Source organism: Nocardia sp. NBC_01377, from assembly GCF_045040005.1.
GTDB lineage: Bacteria > Actinomycetota > Actinomycetes > Mycobacteriales > Mycobacteriaceae > Nocardia > Nocardia noduli.
In genome coordinates this window covers 7829963-7849111 of the sequence record NZ_CP109566.1, presented here as the reverse complement: position 1 = coordinate 7849111, position 19149 = coordinate 7829963, and the positions used below count along the sequence as shown (strand labels likewise).

At 66.6% G+C, this 19149-nt stretch carries 18 protein-coding genes; 7 read left to right on the top strand and 11 right to left on the bottom strand.

All coding sequences use genetic code 11. The features are described 5' to 3' along the window. Positions 1-412: 412 nt before the first annotated feature. A complete protein-coding gene (locus OG225_RS36120; RefSeq protein WP_405179202.1) occupies positions 413-1276 on the top strand; it encodes an HAD-IB family hydrolase in 864 nt (287 codons plus the stop codon). A gap of 478 nt (positions 1277-1754) precedes the next feature. Here the strand turns inward: OG225_RS36120 and OG225_RS36115 are convergent, their stop codons facing one another. From OG225_RS36115 to OG225_RS36095, 5 genes are all read right to left on the bottom strand, one after another. Beyond that, on the bottom strand, positions 1755-2501 hold the full coding sequence (locus OG225_RS36115) for an oxidoreductase (RefSeq protein ID WP_405179201.1): 747 nt from the start codon (positions 2499-2501) through the stop codon (positions 1755-1757). A 27-nt stretch (positions 2502-2528) separates the two neighbouring features. Next, entirely contained in the window at positions 2529-4214 is a 1686-nt protein-coding gene (locus OG225_RS36110; protein ID WP_405179200.1) for a dipeptide ABC transporter ATP-binding protein, read from the bottom strand. After that, positions 4211-5176 (bottom strand): ABC transporter permease, encoded by a 966-nt coding sequence (locus tag OG225_RS36105; RefSeq protein WP_405179199.1) that lies wholly within the window; start codon positions 5174-5176, stop codon positions 4211-4213. The genes OG225_RS36110 and OG225_RS36105 overlap by 4 nt, the downstream gene beginning before the upstream one ends. Next, the gene (locus tag OG225_RS36100) at positions 5169-6095 is read right to left on the bottom strand and encodes an ABC transporter permease (RefSeq protein ID WP_405179198.1); all 927 of its coding nucleotides are present in this window, start codon (positions 6093-6095) and stop codon (positions 5169-5171) included. Before OG225_RS36100 ends, OG225_RS36105 begins: the two co-directional genes overlap by 8 nt. Positions 6096-6159: 64 nt before the next feature. Then, positions 6160-7767, bottom strand: coding sequence for an ABC transporter substrate-binding protein (locus OG225_RS36095; RefSeq protein WP_405179197.1), 1608 nt, complete (start codon positions 7765-7767; stop codon positions 6160-6162). A 369-nt stretch (positions 7768-8136) separates the two neighbouring features. On the opposite strand from OG225_RS36095, the gene acs reads away from it, so the two are divergent. The 4 genes from acs (at position 8137) to OG225_RS36075 (ending at position 13096) form a co-directional block, all read left to right on the top strand. Further along, a complete protein-coding gene (gene acs, locus OG225_RS36090; protein ID WP_405179196.1) occupies positions 8137-10098 on the top strand; it encodes an acetate--CoA ligase in 1962 nt (653 codons plus the stop codon). A gap of 161 nt (positions 10099-10259) precedes the next feature. After that, on the top strand, positions 10260-11477 hold the full coding sequence (gene nhaA, locus OG225_RS36085; RefSeq protein ID WP_405179195.1) for a Na+/H+ antiporter NhaA: 1218 nt from the start codon (positions 10260-10262) through the stop codon (positions 11475-11477). Positions 11478-11563: 86 nt separating this feature from the next. Beyond that, positions 11564-12076, top strand: a complete 513-nt coding sequence (locus OG225_RS36080) for a phage holin family protein (RefSeq protein ID WP_216917487.1) — start codon at positions 11564-11566, stop codon at positions 12074-12076. A gap of 84 nt (positions 12077-12160) precedes the next feature. Next, positions 12161-13096 carry an alpha/beta fold hydrolase gene (locus OG225_RS36075; RefSeq protein WP_405179194.1) on the top strand — a complete coding sequence of 312 codons (936 nt, stop codon included), beginning with the start codon at positions 12161-12163 and terminating at the stop codon, positions 13094-13096. A gap of 15 nt (positions 13097-13111) precedes the next feature. Here OG225_RS36075 and OG225_RS36070 read toward each other — a convergent pair whose 3' ends face one another. The 4 genes from OG225_RS36070 to nth all read right to left on the bottom strand — a co-directional run bounded on the left by OG225_RS36070 (position 13112) and on the right by nth (position 16509). After that, on the bottom strand, positions 13112-14305 hold the full coding sequence (locus OG225_RS36070; protein ID WP_216917485.1) for a MarP family serine protease: 1194 nt from the start codon (positions 14303-14305) through the stop codon (positions 13112-13114). Further along, the gene (locus tag OG225_RS36065) at positions 14302-15021 is read right to left on the bottom strand and encodes an NUDIX hydrolase (protein ID WP_405179193.1); all 720 of its coding nucleotides are present in this window, start codon (positions 15019-15021) and stop codon (positions 14302-14304) included. Before OG225_RS36065 ends, OG225_RS36070 begins: the two co-directional genes overlap by 4 nt. A 97-nt stretch (positions 15022-15118) precedes the next feature. Then, on the bottom strand, positions 15119-15751 hold the full coding sequence (locus OG225_RS36060) for a TlpA family protein disulfide reductase (RefSeq protein WP_405183484.1): 633 nt from the start codon (positions 15749-15751) through the stop codon (positions 15119-15121). Between the two features lie 5 nt (positions 15752-15756). Next, positions 15757-16509, bottom strand: a complete 753-nt coding sequence (nth, locus tag OG225_RS36055) for an endonuclease III (protein WP_405183483.1) — start codon at positions 16507-16509, stop codon at positions 15757-15759. A 172-nt stretch (positions 16510-16681) separates the two neighbouring features. On the opposite strand from nth, the gene OG225_RS36050 reads away from it, so the two are divergent. After that, on the top strand, positions 16682-16924 hold the full coding sequence (locus OG225_RS36050) for a hypothetical protein (RefSeq protein WP_254190837.1): 243 nt from the start codon (positions 16682-16684) through the stop codon (positions 16922-16924). 166 nt (positions 16925-17090) lie between these two features. Then, a complete protein-coding gene (locus OG225_RS36045; RefSeq protein ID WP_216917482.1) occupies positions 17091-17765 on the top strand; it encodes a Crp/Fnr family transcriptional regulator in 675 nt (224 codons plus the stop codon). A 75-nt stretch (positions 17766-17840) separates the two neighbouring features. Here OG225_RS36045 and OG225_RS36040 read toward each other — a convergent pair whose 3' ends face one another. Together OG225_RS36040 and OG225_RS36035 are read right to left on the bottom strand one after the other, a co-directional pair. Further along, the gene (locus OG225_RS36040; protein ID WP_405179192.1) at positions 17841-18632 is read right to left on the bottom strand and encodes an MBL fold metallo-hydrolase; all 792 of its coding nucleotides are present in this window, start codon (positions 18630-18632) and stop codon (positions 17841-17843) included. Positions 18633-18675: 43 nt separating this feature from the next. After that, entirely contained in the window at positions 18676-19149 is a 474-nt protein-coding gene (locus OG225_RS36035; RefSeq protein WP_405179191.1) for a RidA family protein, read from the bottom strand.

Genomic DNA, 19149 nt, shown 5'->3' with positions numbered 1-19149 from the left:
GGTTGAGATGGCGCCCGTGCGACAGCCCCGATATGCCGAATGTGGATAACTCGCCTGCTGTGGATGAATTCGCGACCGGAAAACAGCAGGTGATCCACCCCGGAATAGAGGACGACCCCAGCCGGGGGGGGAGGAGGCTGGGGTCGTCGGGGTTCAGCCCCGGGGGGTCGGGCTGAACGCGCCTGGACTATGTCCAGGTGCCAGCAATACTACACCCAAGTCCCGCCCAGAACGCAAGTCTGACGCGGGAGAACTTTGTCGTACCCACCGGCCCGGCGGGCCTCCGGCAAACCTCCGGCGTCCGGCTTCCCGGCCCGCGAACAAGGGTTCGCGCGGCATGCGATTCGCCCGGCGAGAGCGCCCGGGCAGCGTCCGGACGTGCGCGCCCGACACGAGCACCTATCCTGTACGAGTGACGGGCCAGGGCGAGCACAGATCGGTTCCGGACCGGACCGCGCCGTTCACGGCGTCTCCGGACGAACCGACCGCTGCGCGGGTCGCCGCGTTCTTCGACCTGGACAAGACGGTGATCGCGAAGTCGAGCACCTTCGTCTTCAGCAAGCCGTTCTTCGCGCAGGGCCTGCTCAACCGCCGCGCCGTATTGGAAAGCAGCTACGCGCATTTCCTGTTCCTGCTCTCCGGCGCCGACCACGATCAGATGGAGCGGATGCGCGCCCACCTGACCGATATGTGCGCGGGCTGGGACGTCGAACAGGTGAAATCCATTGTGGCCGAGACGTTGCACGAGCTCGTGGACCCGCTCGTCTACGCCGAGGCCGCCGATCTCATTGCCGACCACAAGATCCGGGGACACGATGTCGTCATCGTCTCGGCCTCGGGCGAGGAGATCGTCGGTCCGATCGCCGAAGTACTCGGCGCGTCACACACCGCGGCGACCCGGATGGTGGTGGAGAACGGCGCGTACACCGGCGAGCTGGAGTTCTACTGTTACGGCGAGGGCAAGGTGACCGCGATCGAAAAGCTCGCGGCCAGTGAGGGTTACGATCTCGCCCAGTGCTACGCGTACTCCGATTCGGTCACCGATATCCCCATGTTGAGCGCGGTCGGCCACCCGACGGCGGTGAATCCAGATCGCGCGCTGCGACGCGAGGCGACGGCGCGGGGCTGGCCGATTCTGACCTTCTCCAATCCGGTCTCGCTGTGGGCGCGATTCCAGACTCCGTCCTCGACCACGGTCGCCGCGACCGCCGCGGTCGGGCTCAGCGCGATAATCGCGGGCGCGATCACCTACCGGATCCTGCGCGGGCGGCGCTGAAACCCGACGGTCCCCCGCGGGCCGACAAGAGGCAGGTCGAACGGCGATCCGACCACGAAACGCCGGGTGACACCCCGGATATTCAATGCTTGACGAAGCCTTGAAGTGAGACCCGTCACAGTGTAGAAAGGTAGCTACGGAGGGCGAAAGGCCAAGGCTGGACCGGAAGAGAAGGTCGAGTCTCCCGATCGTACTTCCCAGCACGGACACCAGGCACCCACGCGGAGCACGCCGCTACAAGGGCAGAAGCGTTGTGGGCCTGCGAGATTCGGATTCCGGCGGCGAGAGCCTCGCACAGGTTGCGGGGATTAACCGACGCAGTCCGGAGCATCGCCGAGGCCGCGGAACACAACCCACCGAGCACGCCTGGTAACCGGGTAGTCCGTGCTAGCGGGCGGTGAGGTCGTCGTTGACTACGCCGCCCGCTTCGATGTCCGCACCCCCTCGGGGCACGTTCCGCGCGATCACCGCGCGGAACTCATCCGGCGGCCGAATCCGCGATCGAGGTAGCCTCTCGCGCCCCGTCCTCCAGCGCGCCGCAGCACAGGATCGTCCAGCCTCCCACCGCGTCCGGGGTTCCCGTGGCGAAACCGGCGGCCGCGTCGAGGTAGGCCTGCCGCCGCCGCAACCAGAACACCTCGGGCACACCGAGGCCGTGCGGGTCCAGCCCACTCGACACCGCGACCAGCCGCGACGCGGCGCGCGCGACGACACCGTCGGCGGTGCCGAAGGGACGGAGCGTGAGCAGTTCGCCGTGCACCACCGCCGCGATGACCGGGGCGGGCGCGGTGGAGCCCAGGGCGGTCTGCGCGAGCAGATCCAGGCGCTCGGAAATCCCCCGGTCGGCACGCGGACGGCCGAGCAGCGTCTCGTCCTCGACCATATCGGCGGCGGCGAGCAGATGCAGTCGTGCCAGCGCCTGTAGCGGCGCACGTTGCCAGACGCCGACCAGGTTGCGCAGCGCGTCGCCGTCGAGGGCCTGTCCCACCCGGAGGGCCCCGGCCAGGATCGGATCATCGACGTGACCGTCGGGGCGGAGCTCGGTACTGCCACCGTCGACGGCCGAGGACGAACGCGCGGCGCGAACCGCGGCTTCGGCGGCGGTGGTCACCCAGCCGCGCCGATTCGATTTGTGCCTGTGTACCGCGGCGAGCGCGTCACGGGCACGGTCGGCGGCATCGCGGACGCCGGGCAGGTCGACCAAGGGCTGTAGCGGATCGGTCACGGAATACGAGGCTAGCCGTCGCCCGATTCACCCCGTCAACAGGTCACGCCCGGGTATGGCCTCCAGCAGCCGCCGCGTGTACTCCTCTTTCGGACTGTCGAACACCTCGCTCGTGGGAGCGGACTCCACCACCCGGCCCGCTCGCATGACCAGCACCTCGTCGGCGATCTGGCGGACAACGGCCAGGTCGTGGCTGATGAACAGGTACGACAGCCCGAGTTCGGCTTGCAGGTCGTTGAGCAATTTCAGGATCTGCGCCTGAACCAGGACATCCAGTGCCGAGACCGCCTCATCGCAGACCACGACCTCGGGGGAAAGCGCGAGCGCGCGCGCCACCGCCACCCGCTGCCGCTGACCGCCCGACAGTTCGTTCGGGTAGCGACGCATCACCGAATGCGGCAGCGACACCTTGTCGAGCAGATCGCGCACCGCTGCCTCACGTTCCCTCGCCGTGCCGATCCGATGGGTGCGCAGCGGTTCCTCGATCGTGCGGAAGATCGAGTACATGGGATCGAGGGAACCGTACGGGTCCTGGAAAATCGGCTGCACCCTGCGACGGAAGGCGAAGGCGCCCTTGCGATCCAGCCTCGCGATCTGCTGACCGTCGAAGGTCACCGAGCCCGAGGTCGGCTCGAGCAGGCCGAGGACCATCTGCGCCAGCGTCGACTTGCCCGAACCGGATTCGCCCACGATCGCGGTGGTCGTGCCGCGTTTCAGCCGGAATCCGACATCGTCGACCGCCCTGAACACGGTCGACGACCATGGTCGCGCGCCCCGGATCGCGAACTCCTTGGTCAGATTCCGTGCGACCACCACATCGGTGGGGGCGTCACCGCCCGCGTCCTCGGCGACTCGAACCGCCTGTTCACGCACCGCTATGCGCTCACGTACCGAGGACAGTCGCTGCGAGGCCAGGGAGGGCGCCGACGCGACGAGTCGCTTGGTGTAGAGATGTCGGGGGTCGCGCAGAATACGCAGCGCCGGACCGGATTCCACCACCTTGCCCCGATACATCACCACGAGGTGTTCGGCGCGTTCGGCGGCGAGTCCGAGGTCGTGGGTGATGAGCAGCACGGCGGTGCCGAGTTCGGTGGTCATCGCGGCGAGATGGTCGAGGATCTGACGTTGCACGGTGACGTCGAGCGCGGACGTCGGTTCGTCGGCGATCAGCAGTTTGGGCCTGCACGCCAACCCCATCGCGATCAGCGCGCGCTGACGCATCCCGCCGGAGAATTCGTGCGGATACTGGTTGACGCGGCGCTGGGCGTCGGGCATTCCCGCTTCCTCGAGCAGTTCGACGGCGCGTCGCGCGGCGGCCTTACCTTTCGCGATCCCGTTGGCTTCCAATGTCTCCCGGATCTGGAAGCCGACTTTCCACACCGGATTCAGATTCGACATCGGATCCTGCGGCACGAGCCCGATGCCCCTGCCTCGCACCGCGACGATGTCCTTCTTCGACGCCCCGGTCAGGGCTTTGCCGTCGAAGACGACGGAACCCGAGGTCACCCGGCCCGTGCCTGGCAGCAGGTCGATGACGCTGTGCGCGGTGGTCGTCTTGCCCGAACCCGATTCGCCGACGATCGCGACGGTCTGGCCGGGATAGACCGAGAGACTCACCCCGCGCACCGCGGGAACCTGTTGTCCCTCCGAGGTGAAACAGACGGTGAGGTCGTCGATCTCGAGCAGGGGGCGGTCGGATATCTCGCCGGTCATCGTTTCCTCGCCTTCGGATCGAGCGCGTCACGCAGGGCGTCGCCGAGCAGGATGAAACTCAGGACGGTCAGCGCCAGTGCCGTCGCGGGATAGAACAGGATCGGCGAACCGCCACGCAGTTGTTGCTGGTTGGTGTCGATATCCGAACCCCAGGAGACGACGGTGCGCGGCAGTCCGACGCCGAGGTAGGACAGCGTCGCCTCGGTCACGATGAAAACCCCGAGCCAGATCGTGGTGACCACGATCAGCGGTCCCGCCGAATTCGGCAGCACGTGACGTATCAGCACGCGTATTCGCGAGACTCCCAATGCTTTGGCCGCGGTGACGTACTCGCTGTTCTTCGACTCGATGACCGCGCTGCGTGTGATGCGAGCGGCCTGCGGCCAGGTGAACGCGGCCAGAATCACGATGACGGTCCAGATGGTGCGCTGGTCGAGCAATTGCATGATCACGATCGCCGCCAGCATGAGCGGGATGGCGAAGAAGATCTCCGCGATACGCGAGACGACCGAATCGAGCAGGCCGCCGTAGAAACCGGCCAGCGCGCCGAGCGTTCCGCCGATGAGAAGGAACATCGCGGTGGCGCCCAATCCGGTCAAAACCGATGCGCGGGCACCGTGAATGGTCCGCGCGAAGACGTCGCACCCCTGCTTGTCGAACCCGAAGGGATGACCGGGTCCACGCGGATCCATGCTGAAATCGCCGTGGCAGTAACGCGGATCCTGGTCGGTGAACAGTCCGGGCCACACCACCATGAGCACGACGACCACGATCATCACCGCCGCGACGAGGAAGATCGGATTGCGCCGCAATTGACGCCAGGCGTCGCCGAGAATGCCGCGCGGCGCGCCCGATTCCTCCACCCGATCGGTGACGAGTACTTCCACCTCGTCGGGTGGGGCGAGGAAATACGGCTGGCGCGGCCCGGAATTCTCCGCTGAATACTTACCCAGATCAGGCATAGCGGATCCTCGGGTCGAGCGCGGCATACAGCAGATCGACGACCAGATTCGCGATCAGGAAGACGACGATCAGCACCGTCACAAAGGAGACAACGGTTGGCGGCTCACCGCGCGTGATCGCCTGGTACAGCGTGCCGCCGACACCGGGAATATTGAAGATGCCCTCGGTGACCACGGCCCCGCCGATCAGCGCGCCGAGGTCGGCGCCGAGAAAGGTGATCACCGGAATCAAGGAATTGCGCAGGATGTGCACGGTGACCACGCGCGGTCTGCCCAGACCCTTCGCGGTTGCGGTGCGGACATAGTCGGCGGACATGTTCTCCGCCACCGAGTTGCGCGTCAGCCGCAGCACGTACGCGAACGACAGCGACCCGAGGACGAGCGCGGGAACGAGCAGTTCCCCGAAACTCGCGTGCCCGGTGACGGTCACCGGAGCGATTCCCCATTTCACGCCGAGCAGGAATTGGGCGAGGAATCCGGTGACGAAAATCGGCACCGCGATGATGATCAGGCTGACCACCAGCATGGTCGAATCGAACAGCCTGCCTTTGCGCAGGCCCGCGATCAGGCCGAAGATCACGCCGAACACGCCTTCGATCAGCACCGCCATCAACGCGAGTTCGATCGTGATCGGGAAGGCGCGGGCGAGTTCGTCACGCACCGGCCTGCCGGAGAACGCGGTGCCGAAATCGAGGGTGACGATCCCCTTCAGGTAGAGCAGGTACTGCACGAAGAACGGCTCGTCCAGGTGGTAGCGCGCCCGGAGTTGGGCTTCCACCGCGGGGGTCATCGGTTTATCGCCCGCGAGCGCCTGGATCGGGTCACCGGGAACAAGGAAAACCATCGCGTAGACGAGCAACGTCGCCCCGAGGAAAACCGGGATCATCTGGAGTAGACGCCGCACGATGTACCAGGCCATATCGTCTCCTGGGTGAACGGCGCGGCCGTGCCGCCGGAGGTGGCGGCACGGCCGGGCCTGGCGGCTACTTCTCGATATTCTCGAAGTCGAACAGGCCGTTCCACGCCAGTTCGGCCTTGGTCACCCGGTCCGAGTGCCCGGCGGCCGCGACGTAGTCGAATATCGGGATATCGGCCATATCCCTGATCAACAGGGCTTGGGCCTGTGCAACGATCCGGTAGGACTCCTCCTGGGTCGGCGCGGCGAGCGCGGCGTCCAGCAGTCGGTCGAATTCGGGATTCTTGTAGTCGACGTTGTTCGTATCGGAGAAGCTGTAGTACTGCGAGGTCAGGAACTGCAGCATGGTCGGGTAATCGCCCTGCCAGCCGTATCGGAACGATTTTCCGATCGTTCCGGCGTTCACGAGATCGCGGATGTTCTTGAACGTCGGATACGGCGTGCCGACCGCGTCGATGCCGAGGGTGTTCTTCACACTGTTGGCCACGGCCTCGATCCAGGCCTGATGACCGCCGTCGGAGTTGTAGGCGATCTCGTAGCGGCCGGTCCACGGCGCGATCGCGTCGGCCTGCGCCCACAACCGCTTGGCCTCGGTCGGGTTGTATTTCAGCACTTCCGAACCGGGCAGATTGCCGTCGAATCCGGGCAGGGTGCTCGCGGTGTAGTCACGGGCGGGCAGCCTGGTTCCGTTGAAGATGGTCTCGCAGATCTGTTCCCGGTTGATCGCCATCGAAATCGCCCGGCGGCGAAGCAAACCCTCCTCGCCGCTGAAATGCGGCACCGCGGCCTGGACCCCGATGTGTTGATTCTGCGCGGTGGGCTTGGTGATGGCGCGGTCGCCGAGATCGGCTTCGTAGGTGGTCAGCGCGCTGTCGGGAATGGTGTCGAGGGTGTCGAGATTGCCCGCTTGCAGATCGGAGTACGCGGTGTCGAAGGACTGGTACATGACGAAACGCAGACCCTTGTTCTTGGCCGGGCGTCCGCCGCGATAGTCCGGATTCGGCACGAGGTCGATCTTGACGTTGTGCTCCCACGCGCCGTTATTCGCGAACTTGTACGGCCCGTTGCCGATCGGGTTCTCGCCGAAGGCCCGCATATCGGCGAACGCGGATTCGGGCAGCGGATAGAACGGCGCGTAGCCGAGTTCGGTCTCGAAGTCGATGGACGGCTGCTTCAACTCCACCGTGAACGTGCGATCGTCGACGACCTTCAGGCCCGACATCGTCTGTGCCGTCGGCTTTTCCGCCGACACTTCGTCGAATCCGGCGATCGGGGTGAAGACGTAACTCTGCAACTGCGCGTTGGCGCCGAGCGCCCCGTAGTTCCAGGCATCGACGAAGGACTTCGCCGTCACCGGGGTGCCGTCGGTGAACCTCCAGTCCGGTTTCAAGACGATGCGATAGTTCTTGCGATCTGTCGTCGTGATGGATTCGGCCATCTCGTCGTGGGCGACACCCTTGTTGTCGTAGTACTTCAGACCCGCGAACAATCTGTCGACGACCCGCCCGCCGTAATTCTCGTTGGTGTTGGTTGGTATCAGCGGATTCTGCGGCTCACCGCCGTTGGTGGTGACGATGGCGGGATCGGCGGTGTCGCCGGAGGAACACGCGGACAGTCCGAGGCTCGAGGCCAGCACCAGCGCCGCGGTCAACGCGGTAACTCTGTGGAATCTCAACGCGTTCTCCCGAATTCGGCATCGAGCAGTTCGGCGGGCACGCGACGACCATGGTGTGCCCGATCCGATCCACCAGGAACGTTTCGGAGATTAGCCATCGGTGGCGGCGCTGTCACCGGATCGAGCAAGGTTCGGTGCGCTTGTTACCAATGCGGCAACATGAGAGAAACAGGGAAAGATCGCCGATCGGCCGAAGGTTCGCCGTCGCCCGAGGTGGTAGGCGGGCAGGCCGGACGACGTCGGTTCCGGCGAACGAGACAGTTCCGAAACCCGGTGGACACACCCGGCCCGGCGGCGTCGGCCGTTGACTACTGTCGAACCGGCCGCGTCGAACAGTGCGCCCAGGTTACGTGGAAAAGAAGAGGCGAGATGACCGAAACGAACGCCGATCACAACGACTCGTACCCACCGACCCCGGAGTTCGCCGCCGCGGCGAATGCCGATGTCTCGTTGTATCAACGAGCCGCGGCCGACCGTGAAGGATTCTGGGCCGAGCAAGCCAACCGCCTGCACTGGCACCAACCCTTCACCCAAGTCCTGGACTGGACCGACGCCCCGGTCGCCACCTGGTTCGGCGGCGGGCAACTCAACGTCGCCTACAACTGCGTCGACCGCCACGTCATCGACGGATACGGCGACCAGGTCGCCATCCACTTCGAAGGCGAACCCGGTGACTCCCGCGCCATCACCTACGCCGAACTGCTCGCCGAAGTCTCCCGGGCGGCGAACTACCTCACCGAAATCGGACTGGTCGCGGGCGACCGCGTCGCGGTCTACATGCCGATGATCCCCGAAGCCATCGTCGCCATCCTGGCCTGCGCCCGCCTCGGCCTGACCCACTCGGTGGTCTTCGCCGGATTCTCCCCCACCGCACTACGCCAACGCGTCGATGACGCTCGAGCCCGGCTGATCATCACCACCGACGGACAATGGCGACGCGGCATCCCCGCGCCCATCAAGGACGCCGTCGACCAAGCCCTCTCCACCGACACCAGCGGCGGTGAACCCCACACCGTCGAACACGTCCTCGTGGTTCGCCGCACCGGCATCGAGGTCCCCTGGACCGAAAACCGCGACCTGTGGTGGCACGACACCATCGCCCACGCCTCCCCCACCCACCAAGCCCAACCCTTCGACGCCGAACACCCCCTGTTCATCCTCTACACCTCCGGCACCACAGGAAAACCCAAAGGCATCCTGCACACCAGCGGCGGCTACCTCACCCAAACCAGCTACACCCACCACACCGTCTTCGACCACAAACCCGACACCGACATCTACTGGTGCACAGCCGACATCGGCTGGATCACCGGACACTCCTACATCGTCTACGGACCGCTGTCCAACCGCGTCACACAGGTCGTCTACGAAGGCACCCCGAATTTCCCCGACGAACACCGCCACTTCCAGATCATCGAGAAATACGGAGTCACGCTCTATTACACCGCTCCCACTCTCATCCGCACCTTCATGAAATGGGGACGCCAGATCCCCGACACCCACGATTTGACCAGCCTGCGTCTGCTCGGTTCGGTCGGCGAACCCATCAACCCCGAAGCCTGGCGCTGGTATCGCGACGTCATCGGCGCGGGCACCGCCCCCATCGTGGATACCTGGTGGCAGACCGAAACCGGCGCCATCATGATCTCCCCGCTGCCCGGGGTGACCGCCACCAAACCCGGCGCGGCCATGACCGCGCTGCCCGGCATCTCAGCCCAGGTGGTGGACGAGGAAGGCACACCGGTCCGACACGGCGAAACCGAAGCCAACGGCTACCTCGTCCTCGACCAGCCGTGGCCATCGATGCTGCGCGGTATCTGGGGCGATATGGACCGTTACCGCGAAACCTACTGGACCCGCTACGCCGAACAAGGCTGGTACTTCGCCGGTGACGGCGCCAAACTCGACACCGACGGCGACCTGTGGATCCTGGGCCGCGTCGATGACGTCATGAACATCTCCGGACACCGCATCTCCACCGCCGAAGTCGAATCCGCCCTCGTCGGACACTCCGGTGTCGCCGAAGCCGCCGTCGTCGGCGCCACCGACCCCACCACCGGACAAGGCATCGTCGCCTTCGTCATCCTCACCGCCGACGCCACCGATACCGGCGAAGCTCTGATCACCGAACTGAAAGCCCAGGTCTCCAAGGAGATCAGCCCGATCGCCCGACCACGCGAAATCCACATCGTCCCCGAACTCCCCAAAACCCGCAGCGGCAAAATCATGCGCAGACTCCTGCGCGACATCGCCGAAGGACGCGAACTCGGCGACACCTCCACCCTCGTCGACCCCACCGTCTTCGAGGCGATCCGCGCGGACCGCGCCTGATCCGGCCCGGACGCGGTGGGTGGCGATCCGAGTCACCCGCCGCATCCGTTAGGATTGCCCGAGGTGTGCCGGGAAGTCTGGTCGGCATGCGGGCGAATACCCGGTGTTGGATTCGGCGGGTCACGCGTCCGCAGCTCGGACGACCCCGCGGAAGGTAACCTGTGATCACTCGAGTCCGGTCGGAACTCACCCGCTACCTACGGACCGAAACCGTCGGCGGCACACTCCTTCTGGCGGCGGCTGCCATCGCGTTGCTGTGGATCAACTCGCCCTGGGGCGACAGCTACGTCACCATGACCGAGACGGTGCTGTCGATCGGGCCCCTGCACCTGGAACTGACCCTGGCGGACTGGACCAAGGACGGTTTGCTGGCCGTCTTCTTCTTCGTCGCCGGACTCGAACTCAAACGCGAACTCGTCGTCGGTGAACTCGCCGACCCCAAACGCGCCGCGTTGCCGATCATCGCGGCGCTCGGCGGTGTGGTCACCCCCGCGCTCATCGCGTTCACCGTCGGCCACGGAGTTCCCGGAATGGATCGCGGATGGGCGATACCGGTCGCGACCGATATCGCGTTCGCCCTGGCGGTTCTGGCCATGACCGGATCGCGAATCCCGGCGAGCGCCCGTGTATTCCTGTTGAGTCTCGCCGTCGTCGACGATCTGGTCGCCATCATCCTGATCGCGGTGCTGTTCACCGCCACCCTATCGATGCTGTGGTTACTCGCCGCGGTGGCCTGCTGTGGCGCGTGGGCGCTGGCGCAGCACCGCAGAATCCGCACCCCGCTCGTGTACGTCCCACTGGCCCTGCTGAGTTGGTACGCGCTGCACGAAGCGGGAATCCATCCGACGCTGGCCGGTGTCGCACTCGGCCTGCTGACCCGGGTGCGACCGGATCCGGACGAGGAGCAGGCGCCGGCGACCCGGCTGGAGCACCTGATCCAACCGGTGTCGGCGGGGCTGTGCGTCCCGCTGTTCGCCCTGTTCGCCTCGGGTGTTCCGCTCAACGCCGAGGTTTTCGGCGAACTGTTCACCGACCGGCTCTCGCTGGCCATCATCCTCGGCCTGCTGCTCGGCAAGACGATCGGCATCTTCGGGATCAGCTGGGTGGCAATCCGGTTGGGTGTGGCGAAGCGGCCCGCCGGGCTCGGCTACCGGGATATGTTCGCCCTGTCGGTGCTCGGCGCGATCGGGTTCACCGTTAGCCTTCTTGTGGCGGAGCTCGCGCTGGGTGATATCGGCGACGGCTCCGCCGAGGAATTGGCGAAGGCCGCGGTGTTGGTGACGTCGATGGCGGCGTCTCTCGCGGGTTCGGCGCTACTGTTGCGGCGTGGGCGTGTCCACCAGGCACGGCGCGACGCAGATGCGCTAGAACCGGAGTAGGCGACGGCGCGAGCCGAAGCGCCACGGAAACGCCATGGATCGAATGGAGTCGAGGCAGTGCCGGGACAGGGAGAAGGGTCGACCAAGTGAGTTTCACCCAAGGCGGTAATGGGTCACAGCGTGGCAATGGCACCGATACGGAGCACCGGTCACTGACCTCCATCCCCTTGACCGATGCCAACCCGATCGGGTCCGCGAGCTTCGGCAGCCTGGTCCGCGACGCCACCGAGCAGATGTCGACGCTCGTTCGGGCCGAAGTGGAACTGGCCAAGGCCGAGGTGACCGGCGAGATCAAGAAGGGGCTCCAGGGCAGCGTCTACTTCATCCTCGCGCTGACCGTGCTGCTGTTCAGCTCCTTCTTCTTTTTCTTCTTCCTCGGTGAGTTGCTCGATGTCTGGTTGCAGCGCTGGGCGGCGTTCCTCATCGTGTTCCTGCTGATGGTGCTGGCGACGGCCGTACTCGCCTTCCTCGGCTATCGCCGGGTCAAGAAGTTGCGCGCGCCCGAGAAGACCATCGATTCGCTCAAGCAGGCGCGTACCGTGCTGCCGAGCGGATTCGGCGGGTCCGCGCACGAGGAGCATCTCGCCCTGAAGAAGTAAGCGGCCTCGCCGGTGTACGGGCGAAACACGCGCCGCGCGCCCACCGCGCGCACCTCCGCTTCGCGCGCACTAGGCTCGGTCGGCGTGTCGTCGAACCTCACTCCCGACCCGTCCACCGTCCGCTACGACGGCCCGTGGACGCACCGGGATGTTCGCGCCAACGGCATACGCTTCCACGTGGTCGAGGCGACGCCGGAACGCCAGGACGCCGGGCTGGTGGTGCTGCTGCACGGTTTCGCCGATTTCTGGTGGTCGTGGCGGCACCAGCTGACCGATCTCGCCGATCTCGGATATCGGGTCGTCGCGGTGGATCTGCGCGGCTACGGCGACAGCGACAAACCACCGCGCGGATACGACGGCTGGACGCTGGCCGGGGATGTCGCCGGACTCGTCAGGTCGCTCGGCCACACCGAGGCGACCCTGGTCGGGCATGCCGAGGGCGGACTGGTCTGCTGGACGACGGCGGTACTGCATCCGCGACTCGTCACCTCCATCGCGCTGGTCAGCTCACCGCATCCGGCGGCGCTCAAGGCCGCGGTCCTGCGAGACAGTCACCAGCGCTCGACCTGGCTGCCGAATTTCCTTCGCTACCAATTGCCGAGATATCCGGAGAATCTGCTCACCTCGGCGGACGGGTTCGAAGTGGAACGACTGCTGCGGCAGCGCACCAGCGCCGAGTGGGCGGGTACCTCCGAATTCGTCGACACCGCGCGACGGATGCGCTCGGCGATCCGGATTCCCGGCGTCGCGCACTGCGCGCTGGAATATCAACGCTGGGCCTTCCGCAGTCAGTGGCGGCCGGACGGACGCCGATTCATGGCGACCATGCGCGATCCCATCCACATCCCGGTTCTGGCCCTGCGCGGCGAATCGGACTCCTATCTGCTGCGCTCGACGTTCCATCGCGGACAGCAGTGGTCACCGCGACGTCGTCTGGTCACCGTCCCCGACGCGGGGCATTTCGCGCATCAGGAGAATCCGGACGTGGTGACAGCCGAACTGGCCAAATTCCTCGGCTGAGCCGATCCGTTCGGATCAGCTCAGCACGCAGGCGCCCGTATCGATCGGCGTGTTCGCGCCGATCGCGGCCTCCAGGTCGGGACGGACCTCCGCCAGTGTCAGCACGTAACCGGTGTCGTCGTCGGTGACGGCGGCGCCGAACACCATGCCGAGCACCTGCCCCTCGGTATCGACGAGCGGACCGCCGGAATTGCCCGCGCGCACGAGTCCGCGCACGGTGTAGACCTCGCGTTCCACGGTGCCGTTGCGATAGATCGTCGGACCGGTCAGATCCAAGGTCTCGCGGACCCTGGCCGCGCTGGCCGTGTACGGGCCGCCGCCGGGGTAGCCGAGCACGATCGCGCTCTCCCCCGATTTGGCGGGTTGGGGCGCCTGCGGCACGACCGGCGCGGTCAGCCCCGGCACCTCGAGGACCGCGACGTCCTTGGACGGATCGAACAGCACCACGGTGGCGTTGAGCGGGCCGCGGGCCGTATCCACCGCGACGCTGGTTGTCCCCGCCACCACGTGGGCGTTGGTCATCACCCGTTCCGGCGCGATCACGAAACCCGAACCCTCCAGCGCCCGCTGGCAACTCGGCGCGACACCGCGGATGCGGATCACGCTCTGCTGCAACGAGGCCGCGACGGGGCTGGCGAGCACGCTCGGATCGGGCGGCTCGACGGCCGCGATGGGCGCGCGCCCGAACGGCCCGATGACATCGGGCAGTCCCGAAGTGTTGAGCAGTCTGGAGAATTCGTTGGGCACCTTGCGCAGCCAGTTCGGCGCGACCTGGTTGACGTCGGTCAGCACCTTGGAACCGTTGATCGCGGTGGCGATCGCGGGCTGCGACGAGGTCGCCAGCGGCAGCGCGAGCAGCCACGCGGTGACGAGCACCGCGACGGCCTGGAGTCCGGCGCCGACCACGCTGTCCACGCTGCGGGTGAACGGATGTCGCATGCTGCCGCGGGCGGCGCGGCCGAGCACCATCCCCGCGACCTCGCCGACGATCACCAGCAGCACGATGAGCAGCACACCGGTGAGCACGCGCCTGCGGCCCGCGTCGACGTGGACCAGGATGTGCGGGGCGATGAGGATGCCCGCGACCGCGCCGAGCACCACACCGAGAAAAGCCAGCGCCGAGGCGACCGCGCCCTGCCGCCATCCGGAGGACGCGGCGAGCAGAGCGAGCAGGATCACGGCGATATCGAGCCAAGCCGATGAGCTCATAACGTCATTCCCACGGCGGCGAGCGAGGTTTCGAGATCACGCACGTCGTCACGATCCCATTCCGGTTCCCAGCCGGAGGATCCGAAGAGTCCGGCGAGTATGCCGCCGGTGAGTCCCCACACCAGCAGACCGTCGACCTGGAACGCGGGACTCCGATAGCCGAGCGGGCCGCGGACGAGGAACCGGTTGGCCGGGTCGAGCAGTTCGGCGAGCGGAACGCGCACCACCCGCTCGGTTTCGCTCTGATCGACCACGCGCACCTCGCTCGGCGCGCGCCAGTAGCCGACCACGGGGCTCACATCGAAACGCGACGGCGGCACGAACAGTTTCGGCAGGACGACGATGGGTTCGACACCGGCGGGGTCGAGTCCGGTCTCCTCGCTCGCCTCGCGCAGCGCGGTGGCGATCGGACCGGCGTCGTCGTCGTCGACCGCACCGCCGGGGAAGGCGACCTGCCCGCGATGCTGGCGCATGGTGGACGCGCGCTGGGTCAGCAGCACGTCGGCGTCGGCGGGTAGTCCACCGGGTCCGCTCGGATCACCGTCGGCCGAGCCGCCGAACAGGACCAGCACCGCCGCCTGTCGCGGTTCGCCCGAGATCGTCGCGGCACGACGGATGGCGCGCGCCAGCGAGAGGGTTTCGGCGGCATCGTTTGCGCCGGGTTCGGTGGCGAAACGCAACCACCGAGGGACATCGGCGGGAGTCGACGTCGTCATGCCACCCCCTCGGCCGTGCCGGCCCCGGTGAACGCGCGCACCATCACCTCCGCAAACGATCTCGTCGCCCGCAACAGTCGCTGCGAGATCCCCTCTGTCACGCCGTGACCCCCAAGCGTGCCGCGACGGTATCAGTGATGTCGTCGACCCCGGTGAACGACCGCACAACCACGTCCGCGACGGATCCGTCCGCGCGAAGCAGCACCGAGATCGGCAGTACCGAAGGCGCGCCGACGGCGGTGCGCACGGCGGCGTCCGGATCGAGAACGCCGGGCAGGGTCACGTCGAGTCCCGCCAGCCGGGACAGCGCCTTGTCCTCATCGGGATCGCTGTGCACAGTCAGCACGGTAATCGCGTTCCCCGCCCGCTGTGCGTACTGCTGCAGATATGGCAACTCCTGTGCGCAGGGTCCGCACCAGTACGCCCACAGATTGAGCAGCGCGGGTTTACCCGCGAGCGCGGTGACCAGGTCGACCGGCTGTCCATCGGCGAGGCAGGTCAGGGTGATCGCCGCGAGCGGTCGGGAGGTCTCGGCCTGCGGTCGGGATGTCGCGTCCGGGACCGGACACGGCGCGAGTCCGGCTTCGTCACGGAGTTGCTGGGTGACCAGCGAATTCGGGCGGGCCTGAGGTTCCGGCGCCGAATCGTTCCCCTCGCGGGGCCACAGGGCGACGGCGAGCGCGACGACGGTGATCAGTCCGGCCAGCCCGAGTCGCGCGGCGACCGGCAGTCGTGTCACAGGCCGACCATTCCCAGCAGGTGTTCGCGCTCGGGTCCCTTCACCAGTTTGGCGGCCGACTCGGGATCGGTCGGTCCGGCTCCGAAGGAGGGGCAGTCCGCCGCCAGGACGCAGACCCCGCAGGCGGGTTTGCGGGCGTGGCAGACCCGTCTGCCGTGGAAGATCACCCGATGCGACAGCAGGGTCCATTCCTTGCGTTCGATCAGTCCACCGACGATGTGTTCGACCTTGACCGGATCCTCCTCGTCGGTCCACTGCCAGCGACGCACCAGGCGGCCGAAGTGGGTGTCGACGGTGATACCGGGAACGTCGAAGGCGTTGCCCAGGATGACGTTGGCGGTTTTGCGGCCGATGCCCGGCAACTTCACCAAATCGTCCATGGTGTGAGGCAATTCACCATCGTGATGTTCCAGCAGTGCCTGACCGAGACCGATGAGCGAATTCGTCTTGTTGCGGTAGAAGCCCGTCGGCCGGATGTATTCCTCCATCTCGGCCCGGTTGGCCTCGGCATATGCGCGCGCGTCGGGGTAGCGGGCGAACAGCGCGGGGGTGGTCATGTTCACACGAACGTCGGTGCATTGCGCGGAAAGTATTGTCGCGACGGCCAATTCGAGCGGCGTCGCGAAGTCCAGCTCGCAGTGCGCGTCCGGGAAAGCGCGAGCGAGGGTTCGGTTCATCCGCCGCGCCCTGCGGACCAGCCCGAGGGGGGTTTCCGCTTGTCGCGACCGGGTTTTGCGTTTGGGAGCCACCGCTGCCGTGGGTTGCGGATCGGTCGCCTCGGCGGCGGGCACGGACCCGCCGACATCGGCGGTGGAAGGGGTGGCACGCACTCGTCCACCATACGGAACCCGACCGGGGCCTATCCCGCCCAGATCGGTGCCCGTGTTCCATCTGAGACCTGGACCGTGTTTACTCCTCGCTATGCAAGGACTCGCTGTGGTGCTCTTCCCAGTGGTGTTGATGCTGTTCGCACTGCTTATGGAGCGGGTCGAGAATCGGCTCCGCAAACTTCTCGAACCCGAACCCGAGGTTCAGCAGTACTTGGACAAAGCAAGCAACGCCGAGGTCAAGGAGCTGACCAAGCTCGGGCTGCCCGCGGCGGTGGCCCGGATGCGCAAGCGCCGGTCGAGGGGTGAAGAATTGGATGTCGCGCGGGCAAGCTGAGCCGCGCCGACCACCGACCCGACAGCCCCTCACTCACATCGGCCACGCCGCGCAACCCAGTCGTTACGTGGTGTCTGTCACTGGGCGATCCCAACTCCGCGTAGACTCCGCTGTTGGCCGATTCGCTTCGGTCCAGGACAGAGCCATTTCCCTAAGGAGCACATTCGTGGACGAGGCCCTCGCCAGAGCAGGCATCTTCCAAGGCGTAGAGCCCACCGCTGTGGCGGCACTCGCCAAACAGCTGCAGCCTGTGGATTTTCCACGCGGACACATCATCTTCAATGAGGGCGAACCCGGTGATCGGCTGTACATCATCACGACCGGCAAGGTGAAGATCGGCCGCCGCAGCCCCGACGGCCGGGAAAACCTGCTGACCATCATGGGTCCTTCGGACATGTTCGGTGAGTTGTCGATCTTCGACCCGGGTCCCCGTACCTCCACCGCGACGACCGTCACCGAGGTCAGGGCCGTCACGATGGATCGGGACGCCCTCAAGTCCTGGATCGATCAGCGGCCCGAGATCGCCGAACAGCTGCTCCGGGTACTCGCCCGGCGTCTGCGTCGCACCAACAACAACCTGGCCGACCTCATCTTCACCGATGTTCCCGGCCGGGTCGCCAAGGCACTGTTGCAGCTCGCTCAGCGGTTCGGCACGCAGGAAGCGGGTGCGCTGCGCGTCACCCACGACCTCACCCAGGAGGAGATCGCCCAGCTGGTCGGCGCCTCCCGCGAGACCGTGAACAAGGCCCTGGCCGATTTCGCGCATCGCGGCTGGCTGCGGCTGGAGGGCAAGAGCGTGCTGATCTCCGACTCCGAGCGTCTCGCTCGGCGCGCGCGCTAAGAAATACACGAAAACCCGCCGACCCGGGGGCTCCGCTGGGTCGGCGGGTTCGTCGCGTTCCTACGGGTGCGCGCCCTAGCCGTTCGTACGCAGGTACTCCAGCTGGGCGCGCACCGAACTGCTCGCCGCGAGCCACAGTCGCTCGTCCACGTCGGCGTAGACCTTGCGGACCACTTCCATCGTGTCCGCGTCGGGACCGAGTTCGCGCAGTGCCGCGCGGACCTGCTCCAGCCGTTCGTGCCGATGCCCGATGTAGTACCGGGTGATCGGCTCCAGATCCGGGTGGTCCGGCCCGTGCGCGGGCAGCAGGGCCCGGCCCGCGCACGTCGCGACCAGCCGGTCCAGCGAGGCGAGATAGTCGGCCAGGGTGCCGTCGGTGGAATCGAGCACCGTGGTGCCGCTGCCGAGGATGGTGTCGCCGGTCAGTACCGCGTCCTCCAGGACGAAACTGACCGAGTCACCGGTGTGGCCGGGGGTGGCGAGCACGTCGATGGACAGGCCCGCGGCCTCGATCACCTCACCGTCGGCCAGCGGCTCCGAGGAACCCCGCAGGAAAGTGGGGTCGGTGGCGCGGACCGGGCTTCCGGTGAGTTCGACCAGACGATCGATACCGCCGGTGTGATCGTGGTGGCGGTGGGTGATCAGGGTGAGCGCGACCTTGCCGCCGGTGACCCTGGCGATGTCCTCGCTGTGCGCGTGATCTTCCGGGCCGGGATCGACCACGACGAAATCCGACGATCCCGCTCCACGCAGGATCCAGGTGTTGGTGCCGTCGAGGGTCATCTGGCCGGGATTGTCGGCCAACAGGACCGCCGCTGTCGGCGTCACCTGCCGCAGCTGCCCGTATGAGGGATGTGTCAGCGTCATCGGTTTATCCCATCGGATCGGGAGACGTTGTCCACCACCGTGTCTAGCGCACCTCGGCGATGAGTTCGACTTCGACCGGGGTGTTCCTGGGAAGTTCGGACACACCGACGGCCGAACGCGCGTGCACACCCGCGTCCCCGAAGACCTCACCGAGGAATTCCGACGCGCCGTTGATGACGAGGGGCTGATCGCTGAAACCCGGCGCCGACGCGACGAATCCGACGACCTTCACGATGCGCACCACATTGTCGAGTCCGACCAGATCGTGCACCGCGGCCAGCGCGTTGAGCGCGCACAGCCGTGCCGCTTCCGCGGCCTGTTCGAGGGAGACCTCGGCGCCCGCTTTACCCGTCGCCGAGAGCTGTCCGTCGACGAAGGGCAGCTGGCCCGAGGTGTAGACCAGCGAACCGGTGCGCACGGCCGGGATGTACGCGGCGACCGGCGGTACGACCGCGGGCAGGGTCAACCCGAGCCGGTCCAGATTCTTCTGCCACGAGGTGGCGGCTTCGGCGGACAC

Excerpts from the sequence above, each read along its gene's own strand:
- OG225_RS36065 (WP_405179193.1), bottom strand. The coding sequence starts at position 15,021 with ATGACGACGTCGACTCCCGCCGATGTCCCTCGGTGGTTGCGTTTCGCC.
- OG225_RS36110 (WP_405179200.1), bottom strand. The coding sequence starts at position 4,214 with ATGACCGGCGAGATATCCGACCGCCCCCTGCTCGAGATCGACGACCTC.
- OG225_RS36050 (WP_254190837.1), top strand. The coding sequence starts at position 16,682 with ATGCAAGGACTCGCTGTGGTGCTCTTCCCAGTGGTGTTGATGCTGTTC.
- acs (WP_405179196.1), top strand. The coding sequence starts at position 8,137 with ATGACCGAAACGAACGCCGATCACAACGACTCGTACCCACCGACCCCG.
- OG225_RS36070 (WP_216917485.1), bottom strand. The coding sequence starts at position 14,305 with ATGAGCTCATCGGCTTGGCTCGATATCGCCGTGATCCTGCTCGCTCTG.
- OG225_RS36100 (WP_405179198.1), bottom strand. The coding sequence starts at position 6,095 with ATGGCCTGGTACATCGTGCGGCGTCTACTCCAGATGATCCCGGTTTTC.
- OG225_RS36105 (WP_405179199.1), bottom strand. The coding sequence starts at position 5,176 with ATGCCTGATCTGGGTAAGTATTCAGCGGAGAATTCCGGGCCGCGCCAG.
- OG225_RS36040 (WP_405179192.1), bottom strand. The coding sequence starts at position 18,632 with ATGACGCTGACACATCCCTCATACGGGCAGCTGCGGCAGGTGACGCCG.